Below are 25,302 nucleotides of genomic sequence, written 5' to 3' on the forward strand. Positions count from 1 at the left end.
TCCTTGTGGGTTGGGGGTTACAGGTAAATCAGTTCCAGCAGAGCTGAACCGTCCAAGGGAACCTCTTTGTCCAGGGTCAGGCCCTGCGCGGGAGCGATGTAGGTGGTCACCCTCATCGCCACACGCAGATCCTTGATCGGCACTGGTGCCCAGACCCCGGAAGAGGCGTCACCGAAGGCAGCCAGGCGCAGGGCCGGCAGTGCCACGCCGCTGTCGACCACCGACCAGCTCTGCCCGTTGTTCAGCGACTGCAATTGGGTGATCGGGCCGTTGTCTGCCAGCGGTGTATGCAAGCCAACGTGGTAAACCCCCAGGCGCTCGATGCCGTTGATCAATCCCAACCCAAACCCTATCGGCGGCGTGGCATTTGAGTCGGCGCGGTAGTCGGTGAGCCTCAAGGCGAATATCGCCGCCGCATCGCAATTGACGCCCAGGGATAAAGCCGCAGGCGGCAGTGGCGTGAAGGTCTCAGGGTTGAGGCTGCGGGCGGCGATTTTGCCGAAGTCGATCCGACCCTCGTTGTCCAGGCCTATGGAACAGGCGCTGGGGGTGATGCTGCCGTGCACCGTCAAATCAACGCTGCTCGCGGCGAAGGCGACGGGGGCCAGGCCAATCAATAAACCCAACGCGCCATGCAGACGCAGCGCCAAGTGATTCATAGGTAGCGCAACTCGAAGGTGGCGGAACCGTCCAGGGCAATGGTTTCACCCACCGGAAGATGGCTTTTGGGAAAGATGAGGGGCGCGACCACCAGGTCTAGAGATACGTCTGTGAGAGGAACCGGCGAGCGTGTACCTGACGACTGATTGCCGAACGCGTTGAGCGTATTGGCGGGTAGCGCTTTTTCGGGGTTGAATAGCCAGGTCGATCCATTGTCGAAGGAATAGATCGGATAGGCGGCGGGGTTGTCAGTGACGACGTTTTCCATGCTCAGGAAATAGGTGCCAATCCAGTTTGTCGCACTGATTCGCCCAAGCACGAAGGAGTCGCTGGGGCCTGCCACTGACGATCGATTGTCCAGGGAGGCCAGTCCGAACAAGCTCGCCCCCTCGCAATTGACGGCCAATTTGAAGGTGGACTTGGGCAGTTCGGTGATTCCGGTGGGGTTGAGGTCTTGTGCCGAGATCTTGCCGTAATCCACGAGCCCGTCGTTGCTCAGGCTTGAGGTGCACGCGCTCGGGGTGATGGCACCTTTAACTGACAGATCCACTGAGCTGGCGGCCAGCGCCACCGCGCCTTGGACGGTTAGCAACACACCGGCCAGGGCGGCGAGAGAGTCTTTCATCACTTCAGGTATTCCTATGCAAGGGCTTCGGGACAGAGGTGCGCGGTGACATTGCCCAGGGTTTTATGGTTGTGGTGGGCACGCGCTGCTTCAGGGAAAGCGGGAGGGAATTTATCGCCGGAAGGCCGAGGCGGAAATGCAACTATTACGAATGACAGGGTGGCAATGACAAAAGGGGGTTGTTTAGTGAGAAAGCCCGGTTTAATTCATTTGGAAGTTGCGTTGTCGTAGTTGTTGTATCGATGCGGAATATTCATTCGGGTATTTTCCGCGCTCTTTGATTACCCGTATCTCATTCAAATGGGTTTAAGTAATCGTCCTTTTGCGAAAAAACCGGTGAGCTGATCGCTCTCTTTGAGGGCACCATGCCTGGCCACTCTCCACTCCAAGGTTCGCTGGGTGCATCGCCTGACATTTCCTGGCCTCACGCTCATGTACTGGTCGTGGACGACCACTGCACCTATCGCCTGTTACTGGGCTCGCTGCTGAAAAAGCTCGGTGTGGCTCATCGATGTTGCAGCGACGGTGAACAGGCATTGCGTGCCTTATCTCACGAGCATTTCGACCTGGTCATCAGTGACTGCCGCATGCCGGTGATGGACGGCTACACCCTGACCCGTGAATTGCGCCGGCGCGAGCAGGCCGAGAGGCGCGAGCCGATTACCGTGCTGGGGCTGACGGGCAGTTTGCAGCCTGAAGATATTCGCCAATGCGTGGCGTGCGGCATGGACGGCTGGCTGATCAAGCCCATCGGGTTTGCACAATTGCGCGAGGTGTTGCGGTTCTGGCTGCCACCGCCTCAAACCTCGGCCTCTGCCAACGGGCGTGCCGGTCTATCTGGCGTGGGTAAAGGCCCGCTGCCGACACGCGCAAGCCTGATTGACGCTTTCGGCTCCTGGGAAGTGGTGGAGCCCATGCTGTTCAGCCTGATCCAGGAGGCCCACGCGGACCTGGGCGTGCTGCTGCACGCGCAAACCGTGCGGGATGCGAAGTCGGCCGCACAGTGTTTACATCGCTTGATCGGCAGTGTGGCGTTCCTGGGGGAAACGAGCCTTGAGGCGCACACGGTTGATCTGATCAAACGCGTGCAATTGACTGGGGTGGAGTTAAACCAGTCAGCCTTGGATGATTTTTTTAGGGATGTGGAGCGCTACCTGAATTATCTGGCTCATCTTTGAAGGAATTGTTCTTTCTGTATGTAGTACTTTTCTGTATGTAATTTCTCTTAATTATGTAGGTTGTTGCGAGGAGCGCTTTAGGCCGGGGGGTAAACCCTGAAGGGCTATTTATTTCCTGTTGTTGCAGAAACAAGTTCGCGCTATTTTGCCAGTCTCAAACTGCCATCATGGGAGAAACGATGATCCGCATTATTATTGCTGACGATCACCCGATTGTTCGAGTGGGCCAGAAAGTCGTGATCGAGGCGAGTGGCAAGTGCAAAGTAGTGGGCGAGGCTGATGGCCCGGATCAACTTCTTGAGTTGATCAGCCGCATACCCTGTGACGTGATCGTGACCGATTTCGCCATGCCTGGTAATCATCAAGCCGACGGGTATGGATTACTGGGCTTGTTGAACCGCCAGTACCCCGATTTGCCGGTGATTCTGGTGACCATGTTCGCGAATATCGCCACCTTACGTGCGGCCTTCAGTCATGGCGCCCGTGGCGTTATCGCCAAGAGCGCCTCCGCCCGGGAACTGCCCCAGGCCTTGCAGGCCGTGGTGCAGGGACGCCAGTTCGTCAGCGAATGCCTGCGCGTGCAACTGGATCTGACCTGCGTGGCGCAACCGACCGACCCTCCCCAGTTGTCCGGCAAGGAACGGGAGGTGGTACGCATGTTGGCCAGCGGCATGACCGTGAGCCAGATCGCCGCACGGGTCAACCGCAGTATTTCTACCATCAGTAAGCAAAAGAGTACCGCCATGCATCGCTTGTGTATTTCAACGGATGTTGATCTTTTTGCCTATGCGCGCGATAGCGGCATGGTGCCTTAGTTGCTGGGTATTCGTATTACTTGTATTGGGTGCGCCGCAGTCAGGCGATAAGGTAAGTGCGTGCTCTGGTAACGGTTAGTTCTGGAGCAATAATCCCTGGTCTAATAAAACAGTCGTATTTATTAATGTGTCTGGCGCACCAGTGCGCCTGATGTTCAGTAATAACGACGGACGCTTGCGAGCACTTATTGATGAAGCAATTACTGAGTTTAACGGCTGCTGCCATTGCAATGATGAGTGCCAGTCACTCCATGGCAGCCTCCAGTGTGGATTTGAGCGTCAAGGGAAGTATCACGCCAGCGGCGTGTGTGCCGGCGTTGTCCGGTGGCGGGGTGGTGGATCATGGCAAGATTTCGTTTAAGGATTTGAATCGCACCGGCGAGACTGCGCTGCCGGAGCAAACCCTGCAATTGGCAGTCAATTGCGACGCGTCTACGTTATTTGCCGTGAAGGTCACTGACAATCGACTGGGCAGTTCAGGGGAGTGGAATGGAGGCCCCTCGGCGTTTGGGCTGGGGTTCGTCAACGGCAATGTTGCGGTAGGTTATTACTCGCTGATGATGAGTAAATCCATGGCGGACGGTGCCCCTCAGCCGGTCATTGAATCAGTGGATGGGCAAGTATGGTTTGACGCGCTCGATGATCAACAAGCCTGGCAACCCGGCTGGATGCGTTCGTTCAAGCTGGCTTCAGGTGGCAACATCGCACCAATGCCGGTCCAGGCTATGCAAACCGATGTGAGGGTGCAGACAATGATTCGCGACAAGGCAGGTTTGCCCGCTTCCCAGGAAATTCCCATCGACGGTAATGCGACCTTGGACGTCGTCTATCTATAAACAGTACCCCTCCCATTTACAGGGTAAATGGGCATAGCGTTCCGCTCATGTGCAGACTATCGTGCAGCCCTGATAACCAGAACTGCGGAGCCTGCCCATGAGTGATGCCAACGACGCCCTGATCACCCGTTTCTACCAGGCCTTCCAGCGCCTGGACGCCGAGGCCATGGCCGCCTGCTATACCGATGACGTGGTGTTCAGCGACCCGGCCTTCGGCGAACTGCGCGGGCGCGATGCCGGCGACATGTGGCGCATGCTCACCACCCGCGCCAAGGATTTCTCCCTGACCTTCGACAGCGTGCGCAGCGATGAGCGCGGCGGCAGCGCGCATTGGGTCGCCACCTATTTGTTCAGCGCCACTGGCAACACGGTGGTCAACGATATCCAGGCACGGTTTGTGTTCCGCGATGGCAAGATCAGCGAGCACCACGACAGCTTCGACCTGTGGCGCTGGTCGCGTCAGGCCCTGGGCACCAAAGGCTTGTTGCTGGGGTGGACACCCTTGGTGAAAAACGCCGTGCGTACCCAGGCACTGCGTGGTTTGAAGGCATTCCAGGCCAGTCGTTGATAAGCTTGGCGCTCCTCTGGTTTTGCCGAATCGACCCGTGACTGATCCTTCTGAACCCAAACCCTGGTTCGTCTACCTGATACGCGCCGCCAATGGCGCGTTGTACTGCGGCATCAGCAATGACCCGGTGCGCCGGTTTGCCATGCACCAAAGCGGCAAGGGCGCACGGTTCTTCCTGTCCAGCCCGGCGGTGGCGCTGGTGTACACCGAGCAATGCGCGAGCAAGGGCGAGGCGTTGCGCCAGGAACGGTTGATCAAGAAGTTGAAGAAGAGCGCCAAGGAGTGCCTGGCGGCGAGTGGCCCATTGATTTGACTGATGGGTTCCCATCGCTCCGTTTGGCGTGGTTGCAGGCTAAGCTAGCCGCTCACTTCTAGAGCGGAGCCTGGCATGTCTGAGTTGATCCTGCACCACTACCCGCAGTCCCCCTTCGCTGAAAAAGCCCGGCTGCTGCTGGGTTTCAAGGGCTTGTCCTGGCACTCGGTGCTGATCCCGCCGGTGATGCCCAAGCCGAACCTGAGCGCGCTCACCGGTGGTTACCGCAAGACGCCGGTGCTGCAAGTGGGCGCCGATATTTATTGCGACACCGCCTTGATCGCCCGCCGGCTGGAGCAGGAAAAATCCGCTCCAGCACTGCTTCCCCAAGGTTTGGAACTGGTCACCCAAGGCTTCGCCGCCTGGGCCGATTCGGTGGTGTTTTCCCATGCGGTGGCGCTGGTGTTCCAGCCCGAATCCCTGGCGGTCAAGTTCGCCAAAGTGCCTCCCGAGATGCTCCAGGTACTGGTGGCCGACCGCAGCAAGCTGTTCAGCGGCGGTAGCGCCACCCGCGTGCAATTGGACCAGGCGCTGCATCAATGGCCGGCGATTGTCAGCCGCATCGATCAGCAATTGCAGCACCAGGCCGGGGATTTCCTGTTTGGGGAGCCGTCGATTGCCGATTTCTCCCTGGCCCATCCGCTGTGGTTCCTCAAAGGTTCTTCGGTTACCGCGCCGCTGGTGGATGCGTATCCCGCAGTTTCGGCATGGCTGGACCGGGTGTTGAGCTTCGGCCATGGCACGTCCACCCAGATGACGGCCGAGCAGGCCCTGGAAGTGGCGCGCAACTCGGCACCGGCCGTCTTGCCTGAAGAAGTGTTCGAGGACTTGAACGGTTTCAAGGCGGGCCAGCAGGTGACCATCAGCGCCACCGACTACGGCACCGACCCCGTGGCGGGTGAGTTGCTGTTTGCCGGACGCGAAGAGTTGATCCTTCGCCGCAGCGACGCACTCGCGGGTACCGTGCATGTGCACTTCCCGCGCATGGGGTTTCGCATCCAGGCGCAATAAATAAAATATTTTGCAAACAGAGGTGAGGTAAACCGCGCGCCCACTCGTGTAGTGCTTTGAAACTGCGATCTATTCGCATTAACGGGTTTTCTACACGGGTTCTCACAGCATGAAGTCGACGGCGGGCGGTTTGGTTAAACAGTGGCTGGGAGCCTCGGTATTGGCGGTGTCGGGGCTGGCCTTGCTGCCCCTGTGCGTGGCCCAGGCGCAAGAGCAACAAAGTGCCCAGTTCAACTTTGCCCTGGCAGCCAAGCCACTGCCCCAGGCCTTGAGCGATTTCAGCCGGGTCACTGGGATCAGCGTGATCTACACCGATGAAGCGCCCTACGGCCTTAGCGCCCCGGCGGTCAGTGGCCAGATGAGCGCCACCCAAGCCCTGCAACGCCTGCTGGGTAACTCGGGCTTTACCTTCCGCCAGATCGACGCCCGCACCCTGGCCCTGGAACCCGTGCCCACCGAAGGCGCGGTGAACCTCGGTGCCACCACCATCAGCGGCGCCAGCCAACAGGCCCAGGACACCACCAGCTACCAGCCGCCGCCCACCAGCTCGGTGATGCGCTCCAAGGCCCTGCTGCTGGAAACCCCGCAAACCGTCAACGTGGTTCCGGCCCAGGTGCTGCGCGACCAGTTGCCACGCAACCTGGATGACGCCCTGGGCAATATCAGCGGCATCACCCAGGCCAACACCTTGGCCAGCACCCAGGACGCGGTGATGCTGCGCGGCTTTGGCGATAACCGTAACGGCTCGATCATGCGCGACGGCATGCCGGTGGTGCAGGGCCGTGCGCTGAACGCCACGGCCGAACGCGTCGAAGTGCTCAAGGGCCCGGCGTCGTTGCTCTACGGTATCCAGGATCCGGGTGGCGTGGTGAATATCGTCAGCAAAAAGCCTGAGCTGGTGCAGTCCACCGCCCTGACCGTACGTGGCTCCACGTTCGGCGACGGCAAGAACGGCAGCGGTGGCAGCCTCGACACCACCGGCCCGATTGGCGACAGCGGCCTGGCGTATCGCTTGATCGTCGACCATGAAGACGAAGACTACTGGCGCAACTTCGGCACCCACCGCGAAACCTTGGTGGCACCGTCCCTGGCCTGGTATGGGGACGACACCCAGTTGCTGCTCGCTTATGAGCACCGCGAATTTCTCTCGCCGTTCGACCGGGGTACCGCTATCGACCCCAAGACCAACCACCCGCTGGATATCCCGTCCACCCGCCGCCTGGATGAGCCCTTCAACAACATGGAAGGCCGCTCCGACCTGTACCGCTTCGAGGCCGATCACGACCTGAACGACGACTGGAAAGCCCACTTTGGCTACAGCTGGAACCGTGAAACCTACGACGCCAGTCAAGTGCGTGTGAGTGCGGTGAACAGCAATGGCACCCTGACCCGCAAAATGGACGGGACCAAGGGAGCGATCACCACCGACCGCTTCGCCACGGCCAGCCTGGAAGGCAAGGTCAATGTGTTTGGCCTGCAGAACGACCTGGTGTTCGGCCTGGATGACGAATACCGCAAGATCTATCGTGCCGACCTGATTCGCCAGAATTCACGCAGCACGTTCAACTACAACAATCCGGTGTATGGCAATGAAGTCGCAGGCACCACCGTCAGTGCTGCCGACAGTGCCCAGACCGATCTGCTGCGCAGCGACTCGTTGTTCTTCCAGGACGCGATCCACCTCACCGACCAGTGGATTTTCGTCGCCGGTGCGCGCTACCAGATGTACGACCAGTACGCTGGCAAAGGCGTGCCATTCAAGGCCAACACCAACGGCAACGGCCAGGCGTGGGTGCCGCGTGCGGGCCTGGTGTATCGCTACACCGATGAGCTGTCGTTCTATGGCAGCTACACCGAATCGTTCAAGCCCAACTCCACCATCGCCGCACTGGCCGATGGCAGCACCTTGACGGGTGACCTGACGCCAGAGAGATCCAAGTCCTGGGAACTGGGGGCCAAGCTCGATATTCCGGGGCGTATCACGGCCAGTGCTGCGTTATTCAACATCGACAAGCGCAACGTGCTGGTGTCGTCGGAAGTGGCTGGAAGCACCATTTACAGCCTGGCCGGCCAAGTCCGCTCCCGTGGCCTGGAACTGGACGCCACTGGCCAACTGACCGACCAGTGGAGTGTGATCGGCAGCTACGCCTACACCGACGCCGAGGATATCAAGGACAAGGACCCGACCCTGGAAGGCAACCGCCTGCAAAACGTCGCCAAGCACACCGGCTCGCTGTCGGTGGCCTATGACTTCGGTAGCATTTTCGGTGGCGACCAATTGCGTGTGGGCACCGGCGCCCGCTACGTCGGCGAGCGCGCAGGCGACGCCGCCAACGACTTCACCCTGCCGGGCTACACCGTGGCGGATGCGTTCGCCACCTACGACACCAAGATCGAGGGGCAGAAGGTCAAGTTCCAACTCAACGTGAAGAACCTGTTCGACCGCACCTACTACACCTCGGCAGCCAGCCGGCTGTTTGTGTCGATAGGGGACGCGCGGCAGGTGTCGGTCTCCAGCACCCTGGCGTTCTAGAGCACCTGTAGGAGCGAGGGTGCTCGCGAAAATCGCCAACGATGACGCGGGCCGCCTGGATTAACGCGCCGCGCTGGCGTTCTTCGCGAGCACGCTCGCTCCTACAGTGTTAGCGTTGCCGCACTCTTTATTGCGGGAACCCGACATCGATGCCCTTTGCAAAGCTGATATCCACCAGCGCACTTCTGTTTTTGCTGGGGGGCTGCGCGAGCGTTTCGCAGACTTCCAGCCAAGCCACTCTCGACAAGCTCCTGGCCGACCCGGCGCTGCAAGGCGCAACCGTCTCGCTGATGGTGCGCGACGATCGCGGCAACACCCTCTACCAACACAACCCACGCACGCGCCTGGTGCCGGCCTCCAACCTCAAATTGCTCACCACCGCAGCGGCCATGGACGTGCTGGGGCCGCAATACCGGTTTGCCACGCAGTTATTGACCGACGGCACGCAGCAGGGCGAGCGTTTGAGCGGCAACCTTTACTTGCGCGGCCTGGGCGATCCGACCCTGCAGTTTGCCGACTACCAAGCGCTGGCTGCACAACTGGCCAGCCAAGGCATTGGCCAAGTACAGGGTGACCTGGTGTTCGACGATACCTTTTTCGACGCCGAACGCCTGGGCGTGGACTGGGCCCAGGATGACGAAAGCACCTACTACGGCGCGCAGATTTCCGCGCTGACCGTCTCGCCCAATACGGACTTCGACGCGGGCACCTTGTTGGTCACGGCGAAGGCGCCCATTGCCCTCGGCCAGCCAGTGAGCGTGGTGGTCAGCCCGTCCACCGACTACGTGCAACTGAGCAACCGCGCGGTCAGTGGCCCCGGCAACAGCTATGGCATCACTCGCCAGCACGGCACCAACCTGCTGCAACTGACCGGCGCGCTGGCGCCGGGCAAGCAGAGTCGGCAGTGGGTGAGCGTGTGGGAGCCCACGCAGTTGGTGGCCAATCTGTTTGAACAAGCCTTGGCGCAGCAGGGCATCCAGGTGCTGGGGCGGCGGGTGATTGGCGGCGCAAGCCCAGGCGCGGCCAGGGTTCTGGCGCAGCATCAGTCGGCACCGCTGCAGGAATTGATCACGCCGCTGCTCAAACTCTCGAACAACAACATGTCCGAAGCCCTGCTCAAGGCCATGGGTCGCAAGGTGTCCAACGCGGGCACGGCACAGGCCGGAGTGGCGGCCGTGGCGCAGTTTATGCGACGCCAGGGGCTGGACCCGACGGCACTGAGCCAGGTGGACGGCTCCGGGTTGTCACGGCGTAACCTGGTGTCGTCGCAGAACCTTACGGACCTGTTGCTGGCAACGGCCAAGCAACCTTGGTTCGACGCCTGGTACAACGCCTTGCCGATTGCCGGCAACGCGCAGCGTATGACCGGCGGTAGCCTGCGTTACCGGCTGCGGGGAACCGTCGCCGAAAACAACCTGCACGCCAAGACCGGCTCCATGGCCGGGGTGTCTTCCTTGAGTGGCTACATCACCGACGCCAAGGGCCGGCGCCTGGTGTTTTCAATGATCAGCAACAACTATGTGAGCGACGCCGCACCTATCCGCAGCCTGGAAAACCGCACGGCCCTGGCCCTGGCCCAATGGCACGACTAGCTCAGGGCTGATAGCCCATGCGCCAACTCACGGCCCGGGTCGCCGCCAGCAAGTGCTGCGCCGCCGGGCCGTCTTCATCGGCGTGGAACAACGAGGTGGGGCCGACCACGGTCATCACCGCCGCCACCTGCCCGACCGCGTTGAACACCGGCGCCGACAGCGCATCCACCCCCGGCATCAGCAAACCATGCACAAAGTGCAGGCCACGGCTGCGGATCTGTTCGCACAGGGTGGCGTAGGCCTGGTCGTCTGCCAGGGCGTGAGCGATGCCGGCTTGAATCTCCCGCTCGCGCAAGTCCACGGTCTCCCGCGATGGCAAATAAGCGCTGAACACCAGCCCGGTGGACGAGCTGAGCAGCGGCAACACCGAGCCCAACTGCGTCACCACCGTGACCGCGCGCACCGCCGGTTCGATATGCACCACGGTCGCGCCCTGGTTGCCCCACACCGCCAGAAAGCAGGTTTCATTCAGTTCATCGCGCAGTTGCGCCAGGGGCAGGGCGCCGACTTTCAACACGTCCATGCTGCCCAGTGCGGCCAGGCCCACACGCAACGCTTCGCGGCCAAGGCCGTAATGGTTGGTGGCGGTGTTCTGTTCGGCAAAGCCTGAAGCAATCAATGCTTGTAGATAGCGGTGCACCTTGCTCGCCGGCATCTGCACATGTTCGGCCAGGCGCGACAGCGAAGTGGCCGGTGACAGTTCGGCCAGGGCCTTGAGGATATCGGTGCCCACTTCGGCCGAGCGGACTTTCTGTTTACCGGTGTCGCGGGGCTTTTCCATGGAGGGGCGGGAATCCGAGAGATGAATGGGCGTCTTTATAGCTTGACGGTCGATAGTGATCAAATTACGTTAAGCGTAACTCGATTACGATAAAAACAATTTCCGTACAGAGGATGTTCCATGGACCTCGAATACCTGTCGGGCTTCGGCAATGAATTCGCCAGCGAAGCCCTGCCCGGCGCACTGCCTGTCGGCCAGAACGCCCCGCAAAAAGCGCCCTATGGGCTGTACACCGAACTCTTTTCCGGCACGGCCTTCACCATGGCGCGCAGCGAAGCCCGGCGCACCTGGCTGTATCGCATCCAGCCGTCGGCCAACCATCCGGCGTTCACCCAGCTGGAGCGCCAATTGGCCGGTGGGCCGCTGGGGCCGGTGACGCCGAACCGGCTGCGCTGGAACCCGCTGGATATTCCCAAAGAGCCAACGGATTTTATCGATGGCCTGGTGGGCATGGTGGCCAACTCTGGGTCGGAAAAACCCTCAGGCATCAGCATCTACACCTACCGCGCCAACCGCTCGATGGAGCGCGTATTTTTCAACGCCGATGGCGAATTGTTGATCGTTCCCGAGCAGGGCCGTTTGCGCATTGCCACCGAGTTGGGCGTGCTGGAAGTAGAGCCGCTGGAAATCGTTGTGTTGCCACGGGGCCTGAAATTTCGCATCGAACTGCTGGACGCCCAGGCGCGCGGCTACGTCGCCGAGAATCACGGCGCGCCACTGCGCCTGCCGGACCTCGGCCCCATCGGCAGCAACGGCCTGGCCAACCCCCGTGACTTTCTCACCCCGGTGGCCCACTACGAAGACCTGAAACAACCGACCACCCTGGTACAGAAATTCCTCGGTGAACTCTGGGCCTGCGAACTCGACCATTCGCCGCTCAACGTGGTCGCCTGGCACGGCAACAACGTGCCGTACAAATACGACCTGCGCCGTTTCAACACCATCGGCACCGTGAGTTTCGATCACCCGGACCCGTCGATCTTCACCGTGTTGACCTCGCCCACCAGCGTGCACGGCCTGGCCAACCTCGACTTCGTGATCTTCCCGCCGCGCTGGATGGTGGCCGAGAACACCTTCCGCCCGCCGTGGTTCCACCGCAACCTGATGAACGAATACATGGGCCTGATCCAGGGCGCCTACGATGCCAAGGCCGAAGGCTTCCTGCCCGGCGGCGCGTCGCTGCACAGTTGCATGAGCGCCCACGGCCCGGACGGCGAGACCTGCACCAAGGCGATCAACGCCGAACTGGCACCGCACAAGATCGATAACACCATGGCCTTCATGTTCGAGACCAGCCAGGTGCTGCGTCCCACACAGTTCGCCCTGGACTGCCCGCAACTGCAACCTGCTTACGACGCGTGCTGGGCCTCGCTGCCCGTCACCTTCAACCCGAACCGGAGATAACCCATGACTCAGCCCACAACAACCCGCAGCTGGGTGACCTCCGCTAACGGTCACACTGACTTTCCCCTGCAAAACCTGCCACTGGGGGTGTTCAGCATCAACGGTTCGGCGCCGCGCAGTGGCGTGGCGATTGGTGATTCGATCCTCGACCTGCACGCTGCAATCGATGAGTTCGAGGGTGAGGCCCGCCGCGCCGTCGAGGCCACTGCCGGTGGCCAACTGAACGCATTTTTTGAGCTTGGCCGTGGCCCGCGTGTGGCCCTGCGCGAACGTCTGTTGGTACTGCTGGCCGAAGGCAGCAAGCTGCAAACCCGCGAAGCCCAGGTGCTGCACCGCGCCGCCGATTGCCAGATGCACGTCCCGGCGCGCATCAACGACTACACCGACTTCTACGTCGGCATCGAACACGCGCAGAACGTCGGCAAACTGTTCCGCCCCGACAACCCGTTGCTGCCCAACTACAAATACGTGCCCATCGGCTATCACGGCCGCGCCTCGACCATTCGTCCTTCGGGGGCCGATGTGCGCCGCCCCAAAGGCCAGACCTTGCCCGCTGGAGCCACCGAGCCGACTTTCGGCCCTTGCGCGCGGCTGGACTACGAACTGGAACTGGGCATCTGGATCGGCCAGGGCAATGCCATGGGCGACTCGATTGGCATTGGCGACGCCGCCGACCACATCGCCGGTTTCTGCCTGCTCAACGACTGGTCGGCGCGGGATATCCAGGCCTGGGAATACCAACCGCTGGGGCCGTTCCTGTCGAAGAGCTTTATCACCACGATCTCGCCGTGGGTCGTCACTGCCGAAGCCCTGGAACCGTTCCGCAAAGCCCAACCGGCACGCCCCGAAGGCGATCCACAACCGCTGCCGTACCTGCTGGATCAACGCGACCAGGCCGCCGGCGCCCTGGACATCGAACTGGAAGTGCTGCTGACCACCGCCGCCATGCGCGAGCAGAACCTACCGGCTCATCGCCTGGCCCTGAGCAACAGCCTGCACATGTACTGGACCGTGGCGCAGTTGGTGGCGCACCACAGCGTCAACGGTTGCCAGTTGCAGGCCGGTGACCTGTTTGGCTCGGGCACCTTGTCCGGGCCCGAAGCGGGGCAGTTCGGCAGCCTGTTGGAAATGACCGAGGGTGGCAAGAAGGGGGTCGAGTTGCCGTCTGGTGAGGTGCGCAAGTTCCTTGAGGATGGTGATGAAGTCATCCTGCGCGCTCGCTGCAATCGCGAAGGCTATGCTTGCATCGGTTTCGGCGAGTGCCGTGGCACCGTGGTTGCGGCGCGTTAAGAGGACTTAGGCGATGGAGCTCTATACCTACTACCGTTCCACTGCGTCCTACCGGGTGCGGATTGCCCTGGCGCTCAAGGGCTTGGATTTCAACGCGGTGCCGATCCACCTGCTGGTGCCGCCGGGCGGTGCCAATCGCCAACCCGAATACCTGGCGATCAACCCGCAAGGGCGGGTACCGGCCTTGAGGGTTGATGATGGCGAGGTGTTGATCCAATCGTCGGCGATCGTCGAATACCTGGAGGAACGTTATCCACAGGCGCCATTGCTCTCCAACGACCTGGCCACCCGCGCCCATGAGCGTGCGGTGGCGTCGATCATCGCTTGCGATATCCACCCGCTGCACAATTCCAGCACCCAGAACCTTTTGCGCCAGTGGGGGCACGATGAGGCGCAGGTGCTGGAGTGGATTGGCCATTGGATCAGCCTGGGACTGAACGCTGTAGAGCAGTTGATTGGCGATCAGGGGTTTTGCTTTGGCCAGCAGCCGGGCATGGCGGACGCGTTCCTAATCCCCCAGCTGTATGCAGCGCAGCGCTTCAAGGTGCCATTGGGGGCATACCCGCGCATCGGACGGGTGGCGGCGTTGGCGGCGCAGCATCCGGCGTTTATCCAGGCTCACCCGGCTAATCAACCGGATACCCAGTAGGAGCGAGCGTGCTCGCGAAAAACGTTAACGATCACGCGGGCTGACTGAATGCACGCGGCGCTTTCGGGTTTTTCGCGAGCACGCTCGCTCCTACAGGGTTCAGTGCACGACTGAGTTGGGGGGCAAGTGGCCTAATCGTTCGGTCAGGCGCAGGCGCTGGATCGGGTCTTCGCTGAGCAGCAAGGCGTGCTCCAGGTCGAAGCGTTCGGCATTGGGGCAATCCAGGCGCTGGTACAAGCTGGCTCGCGCCAAGTAATCGGCGGCGTTGGCATTGCCCAGTTCCAGTACGCGTTCAGCGTCCACCAGGGCGTCGAGCGGCGCGTCGTTGGAGAGGTGCAGTTGGCGCAGGTTGCGCGACAGTCGCTGCAGCATCGAGCGGGGGTCGGCGGCGTGCAGGTGCTCGGCCTGCAACTTGAGGTTGGGGCCATATTGGCGGTGCAGCAGCTCGCGGCAATCGTTGGGGTACAGGCGCCGCCCACCGCAAGGGTCGAGCAGATGATCGGCGCCGGGTACCCGCAGCAGGAAGTGCCCCGGGAAATTCACGCCGACCATCGGAATATGCAGGCGCCGAGCCAGTTCCAGGGCGATCAGCCCCATGGCCAGGGGTTGCCCGCGCTTGCGTTGCAATACCTTGTCCAACAAGGCAGCGGCGGGGCGCAGGGGGGTGAAGTCATCCTGGGCAAATCCCAGGTCATTCAGGCAGCGCAGCAAGGGTTGGCCCAGCTCATCCGCCGGCAAGAGGGGCAGGCTACGTGCCACCTGTTGTTGCAATACGTTCAGCTCCTGCAGGATCACCAACGGTTGCACCGCCGCGTCATGCTCGGCGGCAATCCACAGCGCCGCTTCAAACAGCGCAGGGGGGGAACGTTCCAGGCAGGCGAAAAAGGCTTTGCGGGGATTCATTGCATTCTCCGGCGGATGCCCCCGTTTTAGCCTTGCTGGGAATTTTCGTCCAGTGGCTTGCGAAATATCCCATGCTCTTATGTCTTGGATCCTGCAAAACCACGCGCCTTATTCCAGCGTATTCCGGCAACTTTCTACCGCAAGCCTATACTTGGCCCACTAACCAGATGTGATTCGGGAGCTTGACGATGTTTGCTCTCATGCACAGCACCCGCCTTGAATCGCTGCACCTGAGCGTCGACCCGGTCACCGGGCTGAAGGCGGTCATCGCCATCCATAACAGCCGCCTCGGGCCCGCCCTTGGTGGCTGCCGCTATCTCTCTTACCCCGACGACGAAAGTGCCGTGGCCGATGCCGCGCGCCTGGCCCAAGGCATGAGCTACAAGGCCGCCCTGGCCGGTTTGCCGGTGGGCGGGGGCACGGCGGTGATTGTCCGCCCGGTGCATGTCGAGAGTCGTGCTGCGTTGTTTGAAGCCTTTGGTCGGTGCATCGAAAAGCTCGACGGCCGCTTCATTATCGCCCTCGACAGCGGCACCTCGGTGGCCGACATGGACTGCATCGCCCAGCAAACCCGTTTCGTCACCAGCACCACGGTAACTGGCGATCCGTCGTCCCATACCGCCATGGGCGTGTTCGCAGGCATACGCACCACCGCCATGGCCCGCTTGGGCAGCGATAACCTCGAAGGCTTGCGCGTGGCGGTGCAGGGCTTGGGTAACGTGGGTTACGCCTTGGCCGAACAGCTGCATGCGGCGGGGGCCGAATTGCTGGTGAGTGACATCGACCACGGCAAGGTACAACTGGCCATGGAGCAACTGGGCGCACACCCCATCGCCAACGATGCCTTGCTCAGTACCCCTTGCGACATCCTCGCCCCGTGCGGCCTGGGCGCCGTGTTCAATCGCCAGAGCGTCGGCCAGTTGCGGTGCGCCGCTGTCGCCGGTTCCGCCAGTGCACAGCTGACCAACCTGGACGTCGCCGATCAACTGGAAGGCCGCGGAATCCTCTATGCCCCCGACTACGTGATCAACTCCGGGGGCCTGATCTACGTCGCCCTCAAGCACAACGGCGCAGAGCTGCCGGACATCACGGCCCATCTGTCGAATATCGGCACCCGCCTCACCGAAATCTTCGCCCATGCCCAGGCTGAAAAACGCAGCCCTGCACGGGTGGCGGACGAATTGGCCGAACGCCTGCTGTACCGCTGAGGGGTTTACCCTACAATTGGCGCCGACTCCCCAAGGCCCTTGTTGTTATGACCAAGCCGTTCACCACCCTTGATGACGTCGCGAAAGCGGCTGGCATGTCGCGCGCCCAGGTGTCGCGGGCGTTGCGCGGCGATCCTGGGGTACGGGAAGAAACCCGCGAGCGCATCCGTGGTATTGCCGCTCAATTGGAATACCGACCGAACCTGGCGGCACGCAGCCTGGTGTTCGCGCAGTCGTCCATCGTGGGGCTGGTGTTGGGCGACCCGAACAACTCCTTTCATATCCAACTCGCCCAGGCGGTGGACCGTGAGCTGATCAAGGCGGGGTTTGACCCGGTCACTTCGTTGCGTCCGGTGGAGCAGGGCTGCGAGTTGCAAGACATCGAGCGCTTGCTGCGCCTGCGCCCGGCTGGGGTGATCATGATCGGCACGCCGCATACCGCGCGCACTATCAGCGAAATCGCCGACAAGTTGCCTTGTGTGTATATCGGCAGCAAGCGCATCCCCCATCCGCGTGTCACCACCGTCGCGGTGGATGACGAGTCGGGCATCCGCCAGGCCATGGCGCATCTGATTGGCCTGGGGCATCGCGCCATTGCGCACCTGGGCGGCGGCCGCGAAGCGTCGGCCCGTGAGCGGGCGAAAACCTACTTTACGGTGATGGAAGAGGCGCAATTGGAGCCGCTGTTCGTCGAAGGCTCCCACGATGCCACCTTTGGTCGTCGTGGCGTGGATGTGTTGTTTGAGGGGGCGCGCAAGCCGACAGCGATTCTGGCGTCCAACGACTTTATCGCGCTGGGGGTGCTGGACCGGCTCAAGGGCATGGGTTTGTCGGTGCCGGGGGATGTGTCGGTGGTGGGGTTTGATGACATTCCCAGTGCGGCGAATGAGTTGTTTTCGTTATCTACCCTGAAACAGGACACCGTGGAGCAGGCGCGAGTGGCGGTCGGTGCACTCAAGGTGCTGCTCGCCGGGGTCAACAAGCCATCACGCCGGCTGTTGATGCCGGTGGAGTTGATTGTGCGGCGTTCTACGGCTGCGCCCGGCTAACGGCAATTCAAAATGTGGGAGCGGGCTTGCTCGCGAAGACGGCCTATCCTGCGACTAGGTTTTCTTGGATGTACACCGGTTTTATTTGGGATCTGGCTTGCCTGCGAGAACTGTATGTTGGGCGCTGGAGCTTTTTGGTCGGAGTGCATATCCGTTATTTGAGTGATGGCTGATATGGGTTCCGCCCTTACGGCGGGTCACTTTTGGAAAAGAGCCCCAAAAGTAACCAAAAGGGCTCTTGCCCCACCACTCGGCACCTCGCCTAGGCTCGGTGTGCCCTCACTCCGGCTTGAATCCGTGGGCCGCCGCAATGGGCCATCCATGGCCCAGTGCGGCTAACCCGGCGTCCTGCCGGGTTACCCACGGATTCAAGCCTGCGTTCGGCCAGCGTGGTTAACGGGGCGCCTAAGATCAAGATCAAAAGCCAGAGCCAGAGCCAGAGCGAGAGCGAGAGCGAGAGCTTCGGGTTGGTCAGGTCCAATCGTGGTGTAGATACCTAAGCCTATCGGGGGCAAGTCGAATCGTCGCACCGCTCCTCCCACATTGAAATCGACCCATGTCCTAAAGGTGTGGCCGATTGCCGCACTTTAAATTGACGTGATTCTCATCCGTCCTTACCATTGCGCGCCCTCGTCAAATACGCACGCAAGCGTCTAGATCAAGGCCCTAAGCGATGTAAGGGCTTTTTTTTGGCTCAATAAGAGAGCGCTCTCTTTTGTTTTATGAGAGCGCTCTCTTATTGAGTCGGGAAAACCCGGCCGTTGCTTCACTTAACTCAACGGGATGAAAAATGAGAATACTGACACTCCTGATCGGGGCCGTACTGGCGTTGATCGGCATGGCTGTGGCCGGGTTGGGCGTAAAGCTCGCCTGGTTGGGGGGCAGCCTTTACTACGTGGTGGCCGGTGCGTTGATGGTTGCCAGTGGCGTGTGCCTGGTGCGCCGCAAGATCGCCGCTACCTGGCTGGCCTTGGCGCTGTTGGCCTTCACCCTGGTGTGGTCGCTGTGGGAAGTGGGTTTTGACTTCTGGCAGTTGGTGCCGCGCCTGATGACCTTTATCGTCATCGCGCTGGTGTTGACCCTGTTGGCGCCCGCGCTGCAAGGCAACCGCCGTCTGCTCGGCGCTGCACCTCGTGCAGTGGTGTGCCTGGTGTTGGTGGCGAGCATTGCGGGCATTGGCTACGGCATGTTCCAGCCGCACCCGACCGTGGTGGCCGAAGCCGGCGCCAGTGCCAAGGTGATCGCGCCCCAGGCCGGCCAGGCCGATGGCAATGACTGGACAGCGTATGGGCGTAACACCCATGGCGAGCGTTTTGCCCAGTTCGACCAGATCAACAAAGCCAACGTCAAAGACCTGCAAGTGGCGTGGACCTTCCACACCGGCGACATGGCCATCAACGGCGCCGAGTACCAAGGCACGCCGCTGAAAGTCGATGACACCGTGTACCTGTGCTCGCCTTTGAACAACGTCTTCGCACTGGACCCGATCACGGGCGTGCAGAAGTGGAAGTTCGACGCGCACATCAAGGAAACCCCGGCCAACGCTGGTTGGAAACGCTGCCGTGGCCTCGGCTATTTTGACGCTGATAAAGCCACCGCCAGTGCGGCACCTGCAGCGCCGGCCGCGGGCGGTGAATGCCGTCAGCGCATCGTCACCACCACCGTCGACGCGCGCCTGATGGAGCTGGATGCCAAGACCGGCAAGCTCTGCGAGTCCTTCGGTGACAAAGGTGTTGTCGACCTGCTCAAAGGCATTGGCCCGAACACCGACGGTTCCTACTACCTCACCTCCGCGCCCCTGGTGGCCGGTGATGTGATCGTGGTGGGCGGCAAGATCAACGACAACCTCAAGACCGACGAGCCGTCCGGCGTGACCCGTGGCTTTGACGTGCGCACCGGCGAGCTGCTGTGGGCCTGGGATGCACGTAACCCCAAGCGTGGCGTGCCGTTGCCGGAAGGCGAGTTGTACCCCAAAGAGTCGCCGAACTTCTGGGGCACTGCTGCCTTTGATGAAAAACTCGGCCTGGTCTACATCCCGACTGGCAACCAGACTCCAGACTTCTGGAACGGTAACCGCCACGAAGGTTCGGACGAATACAACGACTCCATCGTCGCCATCGACGTTAAAACCGGTGTAGACGCCTGGCACTTCCGTACCGCCAACAACGACATGTTCGACTACGACGTGTCGGCCCAACCGATCCTGTACGACCTGCCGAACAAAGAAGGCGGCACCACGCCGGTCATCATCGCCATGACCAAGCGCGGCCAGATCTTCGTGCTCGACCGTCGTGACGGCAAGCCGGTGTTCCCGGTTGAACAACGCAAAGTCGCCACCGATGGCGTGCCGGGCATGCGTATTTCGCCAACCCAGCCGTACTCGCAATTGTCTGTTGGCGCAGAGAAACTCAAAGAGTCGGACATGTGGGGCGCAACGGTCTTCGACCAGTTGATGTGCCGCATCGACTTCAAGGAAATGCGTTGGGAAGGTGAGTTCACCCCCATCGTCGAAGGCCAGCGCACGCTGATCTACCCAGGCTACTACGGTGGTATCAACTGGGGTGGCGGCGCGATTGACGCGTCCACCGGCACGCTGATCGTCAACGATATCCGCATGGCCCAGTGGGGCACCTTCATTAAACGCGAAAAGGCCAAGGCAATCGGCCTCAAGCCAAGCACCGAAGGCGAGTACTCCGAGCAACTGGGTACGCCATGGGGCGTTGAGCGCTCGATGTTCGTTTCGCCTCTGGGCGTTCCGTGCTTCAAGCCGCCATTCGGCACCATGACCGCCATCGACCTGAACACCGGCAAGACCAAGTGGCAGGTGCCGATGGGCAGCATCCAGGACGCACCCGTACACGGCATCGTCCCGGGCGTGAACATGCCGCTGGGCATGCCGACCATGGGTGGCCCACTGGTGACCGGTGGCGGCCTGACGTTCTTCCACGGCACCCTGGATTACTACATCCGCGCCCTGGACAACGACAGCGGCAAAGAGCTGTGGCGCGGTCGCCTGCCGGTTGGCGGGCAGGGCGCTCCGATGTCCTACGTAGGCCGTGATGGCAAGCAATACGTGGTCATCACCGTTGGCGGTGCAACGCGCACCAACAGCAACGACAACCGCGGCGACTACGTCATCGCGTACGCATTGCCCGACGCGGCAAAATAATGCGTCAGGCCGCTCTCACAACCTGCTGAGAACGGCCTGGAAACAAGCGACGCCGCATTCGCGGCGTCGGCTTCCAATCCCTTCCTACTCCCCAGACAGCTCGCTCAAGGCCGACGCATTGCTCTTGAATGCGGCCGCGAAGACGGTGCGGTTCTTCGCCATGAAGATACTGGCATTCTCTGCCTGCTCTTCGGACAGATCCGGCACGTTGGCCATCAGCACCTTGGCGAGCTCTTCGGCCAGTTCCAGCATCTGATCATGCGCATCGGCAAGTTTGCGGTCCACGAACGTAGTCTCCAAATCGCGGGTACTGCGGTAAAGGGTTTCAACAGCCATAGTGGCCTCGTCGTTTTGTCCAGTGTTGGTCGGAGTGTCGCATGCTGGCCCAGGGGTGAAACTGGCCAGTTATCCAGCGGGGTGGCGCCTGAAAGATGCTGTATTTATATACAGTAAAAAGGATAAGTCAACCTTGGTGATGGGGTGGTAGGAATTTAATGTAGTTGGGATGTGGGGGTTTGCTACAAGGGAAATTTCTGACAACTTGCCGGGGTTGCGTTGAAATTGTTCGTTGGCTTACCTTCCTCGGGCGCTGCATTTGCAGCGAGCGGGCTTGGCGGCCCGGTGTACGATGGCGCTACAGCGCACCCAACATGATTGCAGGCGGTATTTTTTGCTTTCATTCATGTTTCATGACGGGTTGCACAGGGACCCTTCGGGGTGCCGGGTTGCCCGTAACCGGTCCGCCAACCTTGTGTAATCCGTCACCCAACCTGCTTGGCGGCAGACGGTGATGGTCCCATTACGAGGCTATGCACCATGAAAAAAATCACCCCCAACCCTCCGTCGAGTGATTCGGTTCTATTCAGCGTTACATCTAATGCAGATGTCGAAACCTTGCTGGCAAACGCCAGCGAGACCTTAGGTAGTGCCCGAGAAATGGCTAGTACGCTGGCATTCGACCTTGAAGGCCCGCAGCGAAGTTTGGTGTTGGCCATCCACCAACTGGTGGAAATGGGCAGTTTGTTAGTCGATCAAGCTCTGGAGCAAGTCGCCCCAGCTTGATTCCTTGCCCGATGACCGTTCCCACCCTGTGGGAATGGTCAAAAAGATAGTCGCAGCAGCTTCGTTTTTTCCCGTTACTCACTTCATCGCTTGAAGCTCGACAGTAAAAACGACAGCGACTGAACTTCTTGATCATCGACATCGAAGGCTTTCATGGACAATTCCTTTCCCTCTGGTTTCCCCCTGGATCCCGACGAGCACGCCGACAGCTACGACCGTCGGTTTCGCGCCAAGGTGCAAGCCGCTCTTGATGACCTAAGCCCCGGCATTCCTCATGACCAGGTAATGGCTGAGATGCGGGCGCTGATCGAATCCAAACGCAAAAAAGGCGATGCTGATTGAGTTGGCCCCCGCAGCGCGTGTGCAACTCCGGCAAATTATTGATTACCTCAGCGACCTCAACCCGGTAGCCGCTCTTGAACCAAACCGAGCAATCGAAACCTCGGTACTGGCTCTCTCTCGTAGACCTATTCGGGTTCTCTCGGTATTACATGCGCGCCAGCGGTATCCCTAGCAAGCCTGTTCGGATGAGCAAAATTTGTTCTCTGCTCAACCGAGCACGTGCCTCATATCACCCCGCCATCATCTCACCTAGCAGTGTCTGGCCTTTTTTCTGCATGCAGATGAAAGCGTCACGTCCGTGCGGGATCATCCGCCTGCATAACAGGCGCAGTCCTGACGTAGCAATTGATCGTTTTTTATACAGTGGTGGGGGAGCAATGACAGAACTGAAATGGGCAGAAAAGCTGCGCAAGGGCCTGCACGCCAATGCAGACTCGTTGGGTAACCTGGCAGTCGAGGCGTTTCACTACCTAGCGTTGTTCGGCATTGGCGCTATTACTGCCTATGCTGCGGTGCTGACCTTTATCGACATGCTCCACAAGGGCAGTATCAATGTGGATGACATTTTGTTGTTGTTCATCTATCTCGAATTGGGTGCGATGGTGGGGATTTATTTCAAGACCAACCACATGCCCATTCGCTTTCTGCTCTACGTGGCCATCACGGCGCTGACGCGCTTGTTGATCGGCGACGTCTCCCACCACAACGCCCCAGACCTGGGCATCATTTATTTGTGTGGCGGGATCCTGCTGCTGGCTTTCGCGATTCTGGTCGTGCGGTTTGCCTCCTCGAAATACCCTTCGGTCAAAGAAAAGTCCGAAGGGTAATTCGCTGATCTCCTACAGCGACCACTTCACCATGAACATCAGGTTGCGCGGTTCGCCGAACAGGTTGGCGCCGGCATTGTTGCTGATGCTCTGGTAGTAGCGCTTGTCGAAGACGTTGTTCATGTTGGCCTGGACCTTGATGTTGTCACTCAGGCGATAGTTGCTCATCAGGTCCACGATGCTGTACCCGCCTTGCTGCACGTTGAAGCTGGTGTAGGTCTGGCTTTGGGTTCGAAAGGCGCCGCCGATCGACCATTTGTTCAGGTCGCCAGGCAGTTGGTAGCTGGTGGCCAACTTGAACAGGTTGTACGGCGTGTCGCTGTCGTAGCGTGCGCCTTTGCTGGCGCTGTCGGTGGCCTTGACGTATTCGGCGGCGGCGTAGGTGTAGCCCGCCGAGGCTTGCCAGCCTTCGGCCAATTCGCCCGACAGTTCAAATTCGACCCCGCGAGTACGCACTTCGCCGCTGGCTTCATAGCACACGTCCTGATTGGGCTGGCACTGGCTGGCCAGCAGGGATTTGGGCAGGTTTTCCTGATTGAGCTGGAACAGTGCAGCGCTGGCGTTGAGTGCGCCGTCGAAGTACTCGGCTTTGAGCCCGACTTCAAAGTTGGTACCAGTAACCGGGTTGAGCACACTGCCGGAGGCGCCTTCGTAGTTTTGCGGCTGGAAGATCCGTGTCCAACTGGCGTACACCGAATAGGTGTCGTTGAGGTCGTAGATCAACCCGGCATAGGGCGTCACTTCCCGCGTGGCTTTGTAGGGCTCGCCAAACCCGTAGGTACCGGACTGGGTGTGGATGTCGTTTTCATACCAATCCAGGCGTGAGCCCAGAATCAGCTTGAGGTCGTCACGCAGGCTGAAGCGGAACGCACCGTACACGCTGGACTGGTCGATAAAGCCCTTGCGCGACCAGTTATAGTTGATTTCGGGCTTGGCGATGGCGTTGTAGTCAAAGCTGAACGGGTCGACGATTTGGTTGTAGCTTTCGCCCGGGCCACCACCAGGGCCATCGTTGTCGTCTTCGCGGCGATAACTGGCGCCGACCACCAACTCATGGGTCGCACCAAACAGGCTGAACGGCCCTTTGGCATAAGCGTCGACGCTTTTTTGCGTGTGTTCGTAGGAATAGCGCCCGGCATTGCTGATCAGGTTGTTGTCGGCATCGCGGTAGAAGCTGCCGCCGAGCATCTCCAAATTGCTTTTGAGCCAGGTGGTGTTGAGGCGCAGGGACCAAGCGTTGTCGAAGCGGTGTTCGATTTCGGCGAAGACGCTTTGGTTTTCTTTGTTCCAGTAGGTCCACGCGGGGGTGAGGCGGGTGGAGCGCGACAGGGGCAGGAACGCGCCGTTGGCGGCGGTGGGCATGCCGTTCCAGTCGGCGCCGGGGTTGTCTTCGCGATTGTAGTAGCCGCCCAGTGTCAGGGTCGTGGCCTGCGAAAGGTCGAATTCGCTGATCCCGTACAACAATTGGCGCTTGCTGCTGTAGGCATCGGTGAAGCTGTTTTTATCCTGATACGCCGCAACCACGCGCCCGCGTAGGGTGCCGGCCTGGTTGAGCTTGCTGCTGGCGTCGATCTCGGTGCGGTAGTTGTCCCAGGTGCCGGCGCCCACGGTGACGGAAACCTGTGGTTCGACCGTAGGGCGTTTGCGCACCAGGTTCAGCGTGCCGGACGGGTTGCCGGAGCCGACCATCAGCCCGGAGGCACCGCGCACCACTTCCACGCGGTCAAACATCGCCAATGTCGAGGTACCCAGTGTGTCGCTGTCATAACCGATGGGCAGGCCGTCGATCATGATGTTGTCGATGGCGCTGCCGCGTGAGTAGAACTCCGGGCGCTCGCCGCCGGTTTTGCGCAGGGTCAGGCCGGGGGTGTTGGTGGATATGTCCTCCAGGCTCTGCATGTTCTGGTCGTCCATGCGCTGGCGGGTGACCACGGTCACGGACTGCGGCGTTTCCCGCGCCGAAGCCTGGAACTTGGTGGCGCTGCTCATGCTGCCGGTGGTGTAGGAACCGGTGTTCTCCGTGGTCTCGCCCAGCGCCTGGCCGGTAATGCTGGTGGCGCCCAGTTGCAGGGCATCACCGTTGGGAACGGGCTCCAGGGTCAAGGTGCCGTTGGGGGTGACGCGCAATTGCAATCCACTGCCTACCAGCGCCTGTTGCACGGCGGCTTCGGGGCTATAGCTGCCCACCACCGGTGCGCTGGACTTGCCGCGCACCAGGGCCGGGTCGGCGACCACGCCGCGTCCACTTTGGCGGGCGATCTGGCGGAGGGCTTGTTCCAATGGGCCGGGGGCGATGTCGTAGCGGCCAACGGCTTCGGCTGCGCAGGAGACGTCTGCGGTGAAGGTTGCAGCACCCGCCGTGAAAGCCAGTGCGACGGCCATGGCCAGGTTTGCGGGACGCAGAGAAGGGGAACGCATGGTGAAGGGTTTCCTCGCTGAAATGTGTTGGGCATTTGCGGGTATGTCCAGCGAGTTGGAAAAAGCCCT

General features: G+C 60.7%; 23 protein-coding genes. 17 read left to right on the forward strand and 6 right to left on the reverse strand.

All coding sequences use genetic code 11. The annotated features are described in order from the left end of the window. Positions 1-17: 17 nt before the first annotated feature. Positions 18-659, reverse strand: coding sequence for a DUF1120 domain-containing protein (locus tag DYL59_RS01335; RefSeq protein ID WP_135287531.1), 642 nt, complete (start codon positions 657-659; stop codon positions 18-20). Continuing rightward, the gene (locus DYL59_RS01340) at positions 656-1,285 is read right to left on the reverse strand and encodes a DUF1120 domain-containing protein (protein ID WP_135287532.1); all 630 of its coding nucleotides are present in this window, start codon (positions 1,283-1,285) and stop codon (positions 656-658) included. Before DYL59_RS01340 ends, DYL59_RS01335 begins: the two co-directional genes overlap by 4 nt. Before the next feature lie 443 nt (positions 1,286-1,728). Here DYL59_RS01340 and DYL59_RS01345 point away from each other — a divergent pair, with 443 nt between their 5' ends. The 8 genes from DYL59_RS01345 (at position 1,729) to dacB (ending at position 10,131) form a co-directional block, all read left to right on the forward strand. Further along, positions 1,729-2,463, forward strand: coding sequence for a response regulator (locus tag DYL59_RS01345; RefSeq protein ID WP_238340586.1), 735 nt, complete (start codon positions 1,729-1,731; stop codon positions 2,461-2,463). 179 nt (positions 2,464-2,642) lie between these two features. Then, positions 2,643-3,278, forward strand: a complete 636-nt coding sequence (locus tag DYL59_RS01350; RefSeq protein WP_135287534.1) for a response regulator — start codon at positions 2,643-2,645, stop codon at positions 3,276-3,278. 191 nt (positions 3,279-3,469) lie between these two features. After that, positions 3,470-4,114 carry a DUF1120 domain-containing protein gene (locus DYL59_RS01355; RefSeq protein WP_135287535.1) on the forward strand — a complete coding sequence of 215 codons (645 nt, stop codon included), beginning with the start codon at positions 3,470-3,472 and terminating at the stop codon, positions 4,112-4,114. Positions 4,115-4,211: 97 nt separating this feature from the next. Continuing rightward, positions 4,212-4,682, forward strand: coding sequence for a nuclear transport factor 2 family protein (locus DYL59_RS01360; RefSeq protein WP_135287536.1), 471 nt, complete (start codon positions 4,212-4,214; stop codon positions 4,680-4,682). Positions 4,683-4,719: 37 nt separating this feature from the next. Further along, positions 4,720-4,995: a GIY-YIG nuclease family protein gene (locus DYL59_RS01365; RefSeq protein ID WP_135287537.1), complete on the forward strand. Its 276-nt coding sequence runs from the start codon at positions 4,720-4,722 to the stop codon at positions 4,993-4,995. 75 nt (positions 4,996-5,070) lie between these two features. Beyond that, positions 5,071-6,006, forward strand: coding sequence for a glutathione S-transferase family protein (locus DYL59_RS01370; RefSeq protein WP_135287538.1), 936 nt, complete (start codon positions 5,071-5,073; stop codon positions 6,004-6,006). 109 nt (positions 6,007-6,115) lie between these two features. Next, positions 6,116-8,539 carry a TonB-dependent siderophore receptor gene (locus tag DYL59_RS01375; protein ID WP_135287539.1) on the forward strand — a complete coding sequence of 808 codons (2,424 nt, stop codon included), beginning with the start codon at positions 6,116-6,118 and terminating at the stop codon, positions 8,537-8,539. Between the two features lie 149 nt (positions 8,540-8,688). Then, complete coding sequence (gene dacB, locus DYL59_RS01380; protein ID WP_135287540.1) at positions 8,689-10,131, forward strand: D-alanyl-D-alanine carboxypeptidase/D-alanyl-D-alanine endopeptidase; 1,443 nt, start codon at positions 8,689-8,691, stop codon at positions 10,129-10,131. A gap of 1 nt (position 10,132) precedes the next feature. Here dacB and DYL59_RS01385 read toward each other — a convergent pair whose 3' ends face one another. Beyond that, positions 10,133-10,912, reverse strand: coding sequence for an IclR family transcriptional regulator (locus DYL59_RS01385; RefSeq protein WP_135287541.1), 780 nt, complete (start codon positions 10,910-10,912; stop codon positions 10,133-10,135). A 120-nt stretch (positions 10,913-11,032) separates the two neighbouring features. Between DYL59_RS01385 and hmgA the strand changes: the two genes are divergently transcribed. Genes hmgA through maiA form a run of 3 tightly spaced genes read left to right on the forward strand, consistent with a single transcriptional unit; the run spans position 11,033 to position 14,255 of the window. Next, on the forward strand, positions 11,033-12,316 hold the full coding sequence (gene hmgA, locus DYL59_RS01390) for a homogentisate 1,2-dioxygenase (protein WP_135287542.1): 1,284 nt from the start codon (positions 11,033-11,035) through the stop codon (positions 12,314-12,316). A 3-nt stretch (positions 12,317-12,319) separates the two neighbouring features. After that, a complete protein-coding gene (fahA, locus tag DYL59_RS01395; RefSeq protein ID WP_135287543.1) occupies positions 12,320-13,606 on the forward strand; it encodes a fumarylacetoacetase in 1,287 nt (428 codons plus the stop codon). Between the two features lie 13 nt (positions 13,607-13,619). Beyond that, positions 13,620-14,255 (forward strand): maleylacetoacetate isomerase, encoded by a 636-nt coding sequence (maiA, locus tag DYL59_RS01400; RefSeq protein ID WP_135287544.1) that lies wholly within the window; start codon positions 13,620-13,622, stop codon positions 14,253-14,255. A 99-nt stretch (positions 14,256-14,354) separates the two neighbouring features. Here the strand turns inward: maiA and DYL59_RS01405 are convergent, their stop codons facing one another. Next, positions 14,355-15,158 carry a SirB1 family protein gene (locus tag DYL59_RS01405; protein WP_135287545.1) on the reverse strand — a complete coding sequence of 268 codons (804 nt, stop codon included), beginning with the start codon at positions 15,156-15,158 and terminating at the stop codon, positions 14,355-14,357. Positions 15,159-15,346: 188 nt separating this feature from the next. Here DYL59_RS01405 and DYL59_RS01410 point away from each other — a divergent pair, with 188 nt between their 5' ends. From DYL59_RS01410 to DYL59_RS01425, 3 genes are all read left to right on the forward strand, one after another. Next, positions 15,347-16,366 (forward strand): Leu/Phe/Val dehydrogenase, encoded by a 1,020-nt coding sequence (locus DYL59_RS01410; RefSeq protein WP_135287546.1) that lies wholly within the window; start codon positions 15,347-15,349, stop codon positions 16,364-16,366. Positions 16,367-16,413: 47 nt separating this feature from the next. Next, complete coding sequence (locus DYL59_RS01415) at positions 16,414-17,415, forward strand: LacI family DNA-binding transcriptional regulator (protein WP_135287547.1); 1,002 nt, start codon at positions 16,414-16,416, stop codon at positions 17,413-17,415. Positions 17,416-18,205: 790 nt separating this feature from the next. Further along, a complete protein-coding gene (locus DYL59_RS01425) occupies positions 18,206-20,584 on the forward strand; it encodes a membrane-bound PQQ-dependent dehydrogenase, glucose/quinate/shikimate family (protein WP_135287548.1) in 2,379 nt (792 codons plus the stop codon). An 84-nt stretch (positions 20,585-20,668) separates the two neighbouring features. Here the strand turns inward: DYL59_RS01425 and DYL59_RS01430 are convergent, their stop codons facing one another. Next, positions 20,669-20,920 (reverse strand): YebG family protein, encoded by a 252-nt coding sequence (locus tag DYL59_RS01430; RefSeq protein ID WP_135287549.1) that lies wholly within the window; start codon positions 20,918-20,920, stop codon positions 20,669-20,671. Positions 20,921-21,400: 480 nt separating this feature from the next. On the opposite strand from DYL59_RS01430, the gene DYL59_RS01435 reads away from it, so the two are divergent. From DYL59_RS01435 to DYL59_RS01450, 3 genes are all read left to right on the forward strand, one after another. Then, positions 21,401-21,646 carry a DUF6124 family protein gene (locus DYL59_RS01435; protein ID WP_135287550.1) on the forward strand — a complete coding sequence of 82 codons (246 nt, stop codon included), beginning with the start codon at positions 21,401-21,403 and terminating at the stop codon, positions 21,644-21,646. 153 nt (positions 21,647-21,799) lie between these two features. Continuing rightward, on the forward strand, positions 21,800-21,988 hold the full coding sequence (gene relB / locus DYL59_RS01440; protein ID WP_135287551.1) for a type II toxin-antitoxin system RelB family antitoxin: 189 nt from the start codon (positions 21,800-21,802) through the stop codon (positions 21,986-21,988). A 377-nt stretch (positions 21,989-22,365) separates the two neighbouring features. Continuing rightward, the gene (locus DYL59_RS01450) at positions 22,366-22,815 is read left to right on the forward strand and encodes a phosphate-starvation-inducible protein PsiE (RefSeq protein WP_135287553.1); all 450 of its coding nucleotides are present in this window, start codon (positions 22,366-22,368) and stop codon (positions 22,813-22,815) included. A gap of 12 nt (positions 22,816-22,827) precedes the next feature. Here DYL59_RS01450 and DYL59_RS01455 read toward each other — a convergent pair whose 3' ends face one another. Then, complete coding sequence (locus tag DYL59_RS01455) at positions 22,828-25,233, reverse strand: TonB-dependent siderophore receptor (RefSeq protein ID WP_135287554.1); 2,406 nt, start codon at positions 25,231-25,233, stop codon at positions 22,828-22,830. Positions 25,234-25,302 lie beyond the last annotated feature (69 nt).

This window comes from Pseudomonas kairouanensis, assembly GCF_004682055.1.
GTDB classification, from domain to species: Bacteria; Pseudomonadota; Gammaproteobacteria; order Pseudomonadales; family Pseudomonadaceae; genus Aquipseudomonas; species Aquipseudomonas kairouanensis.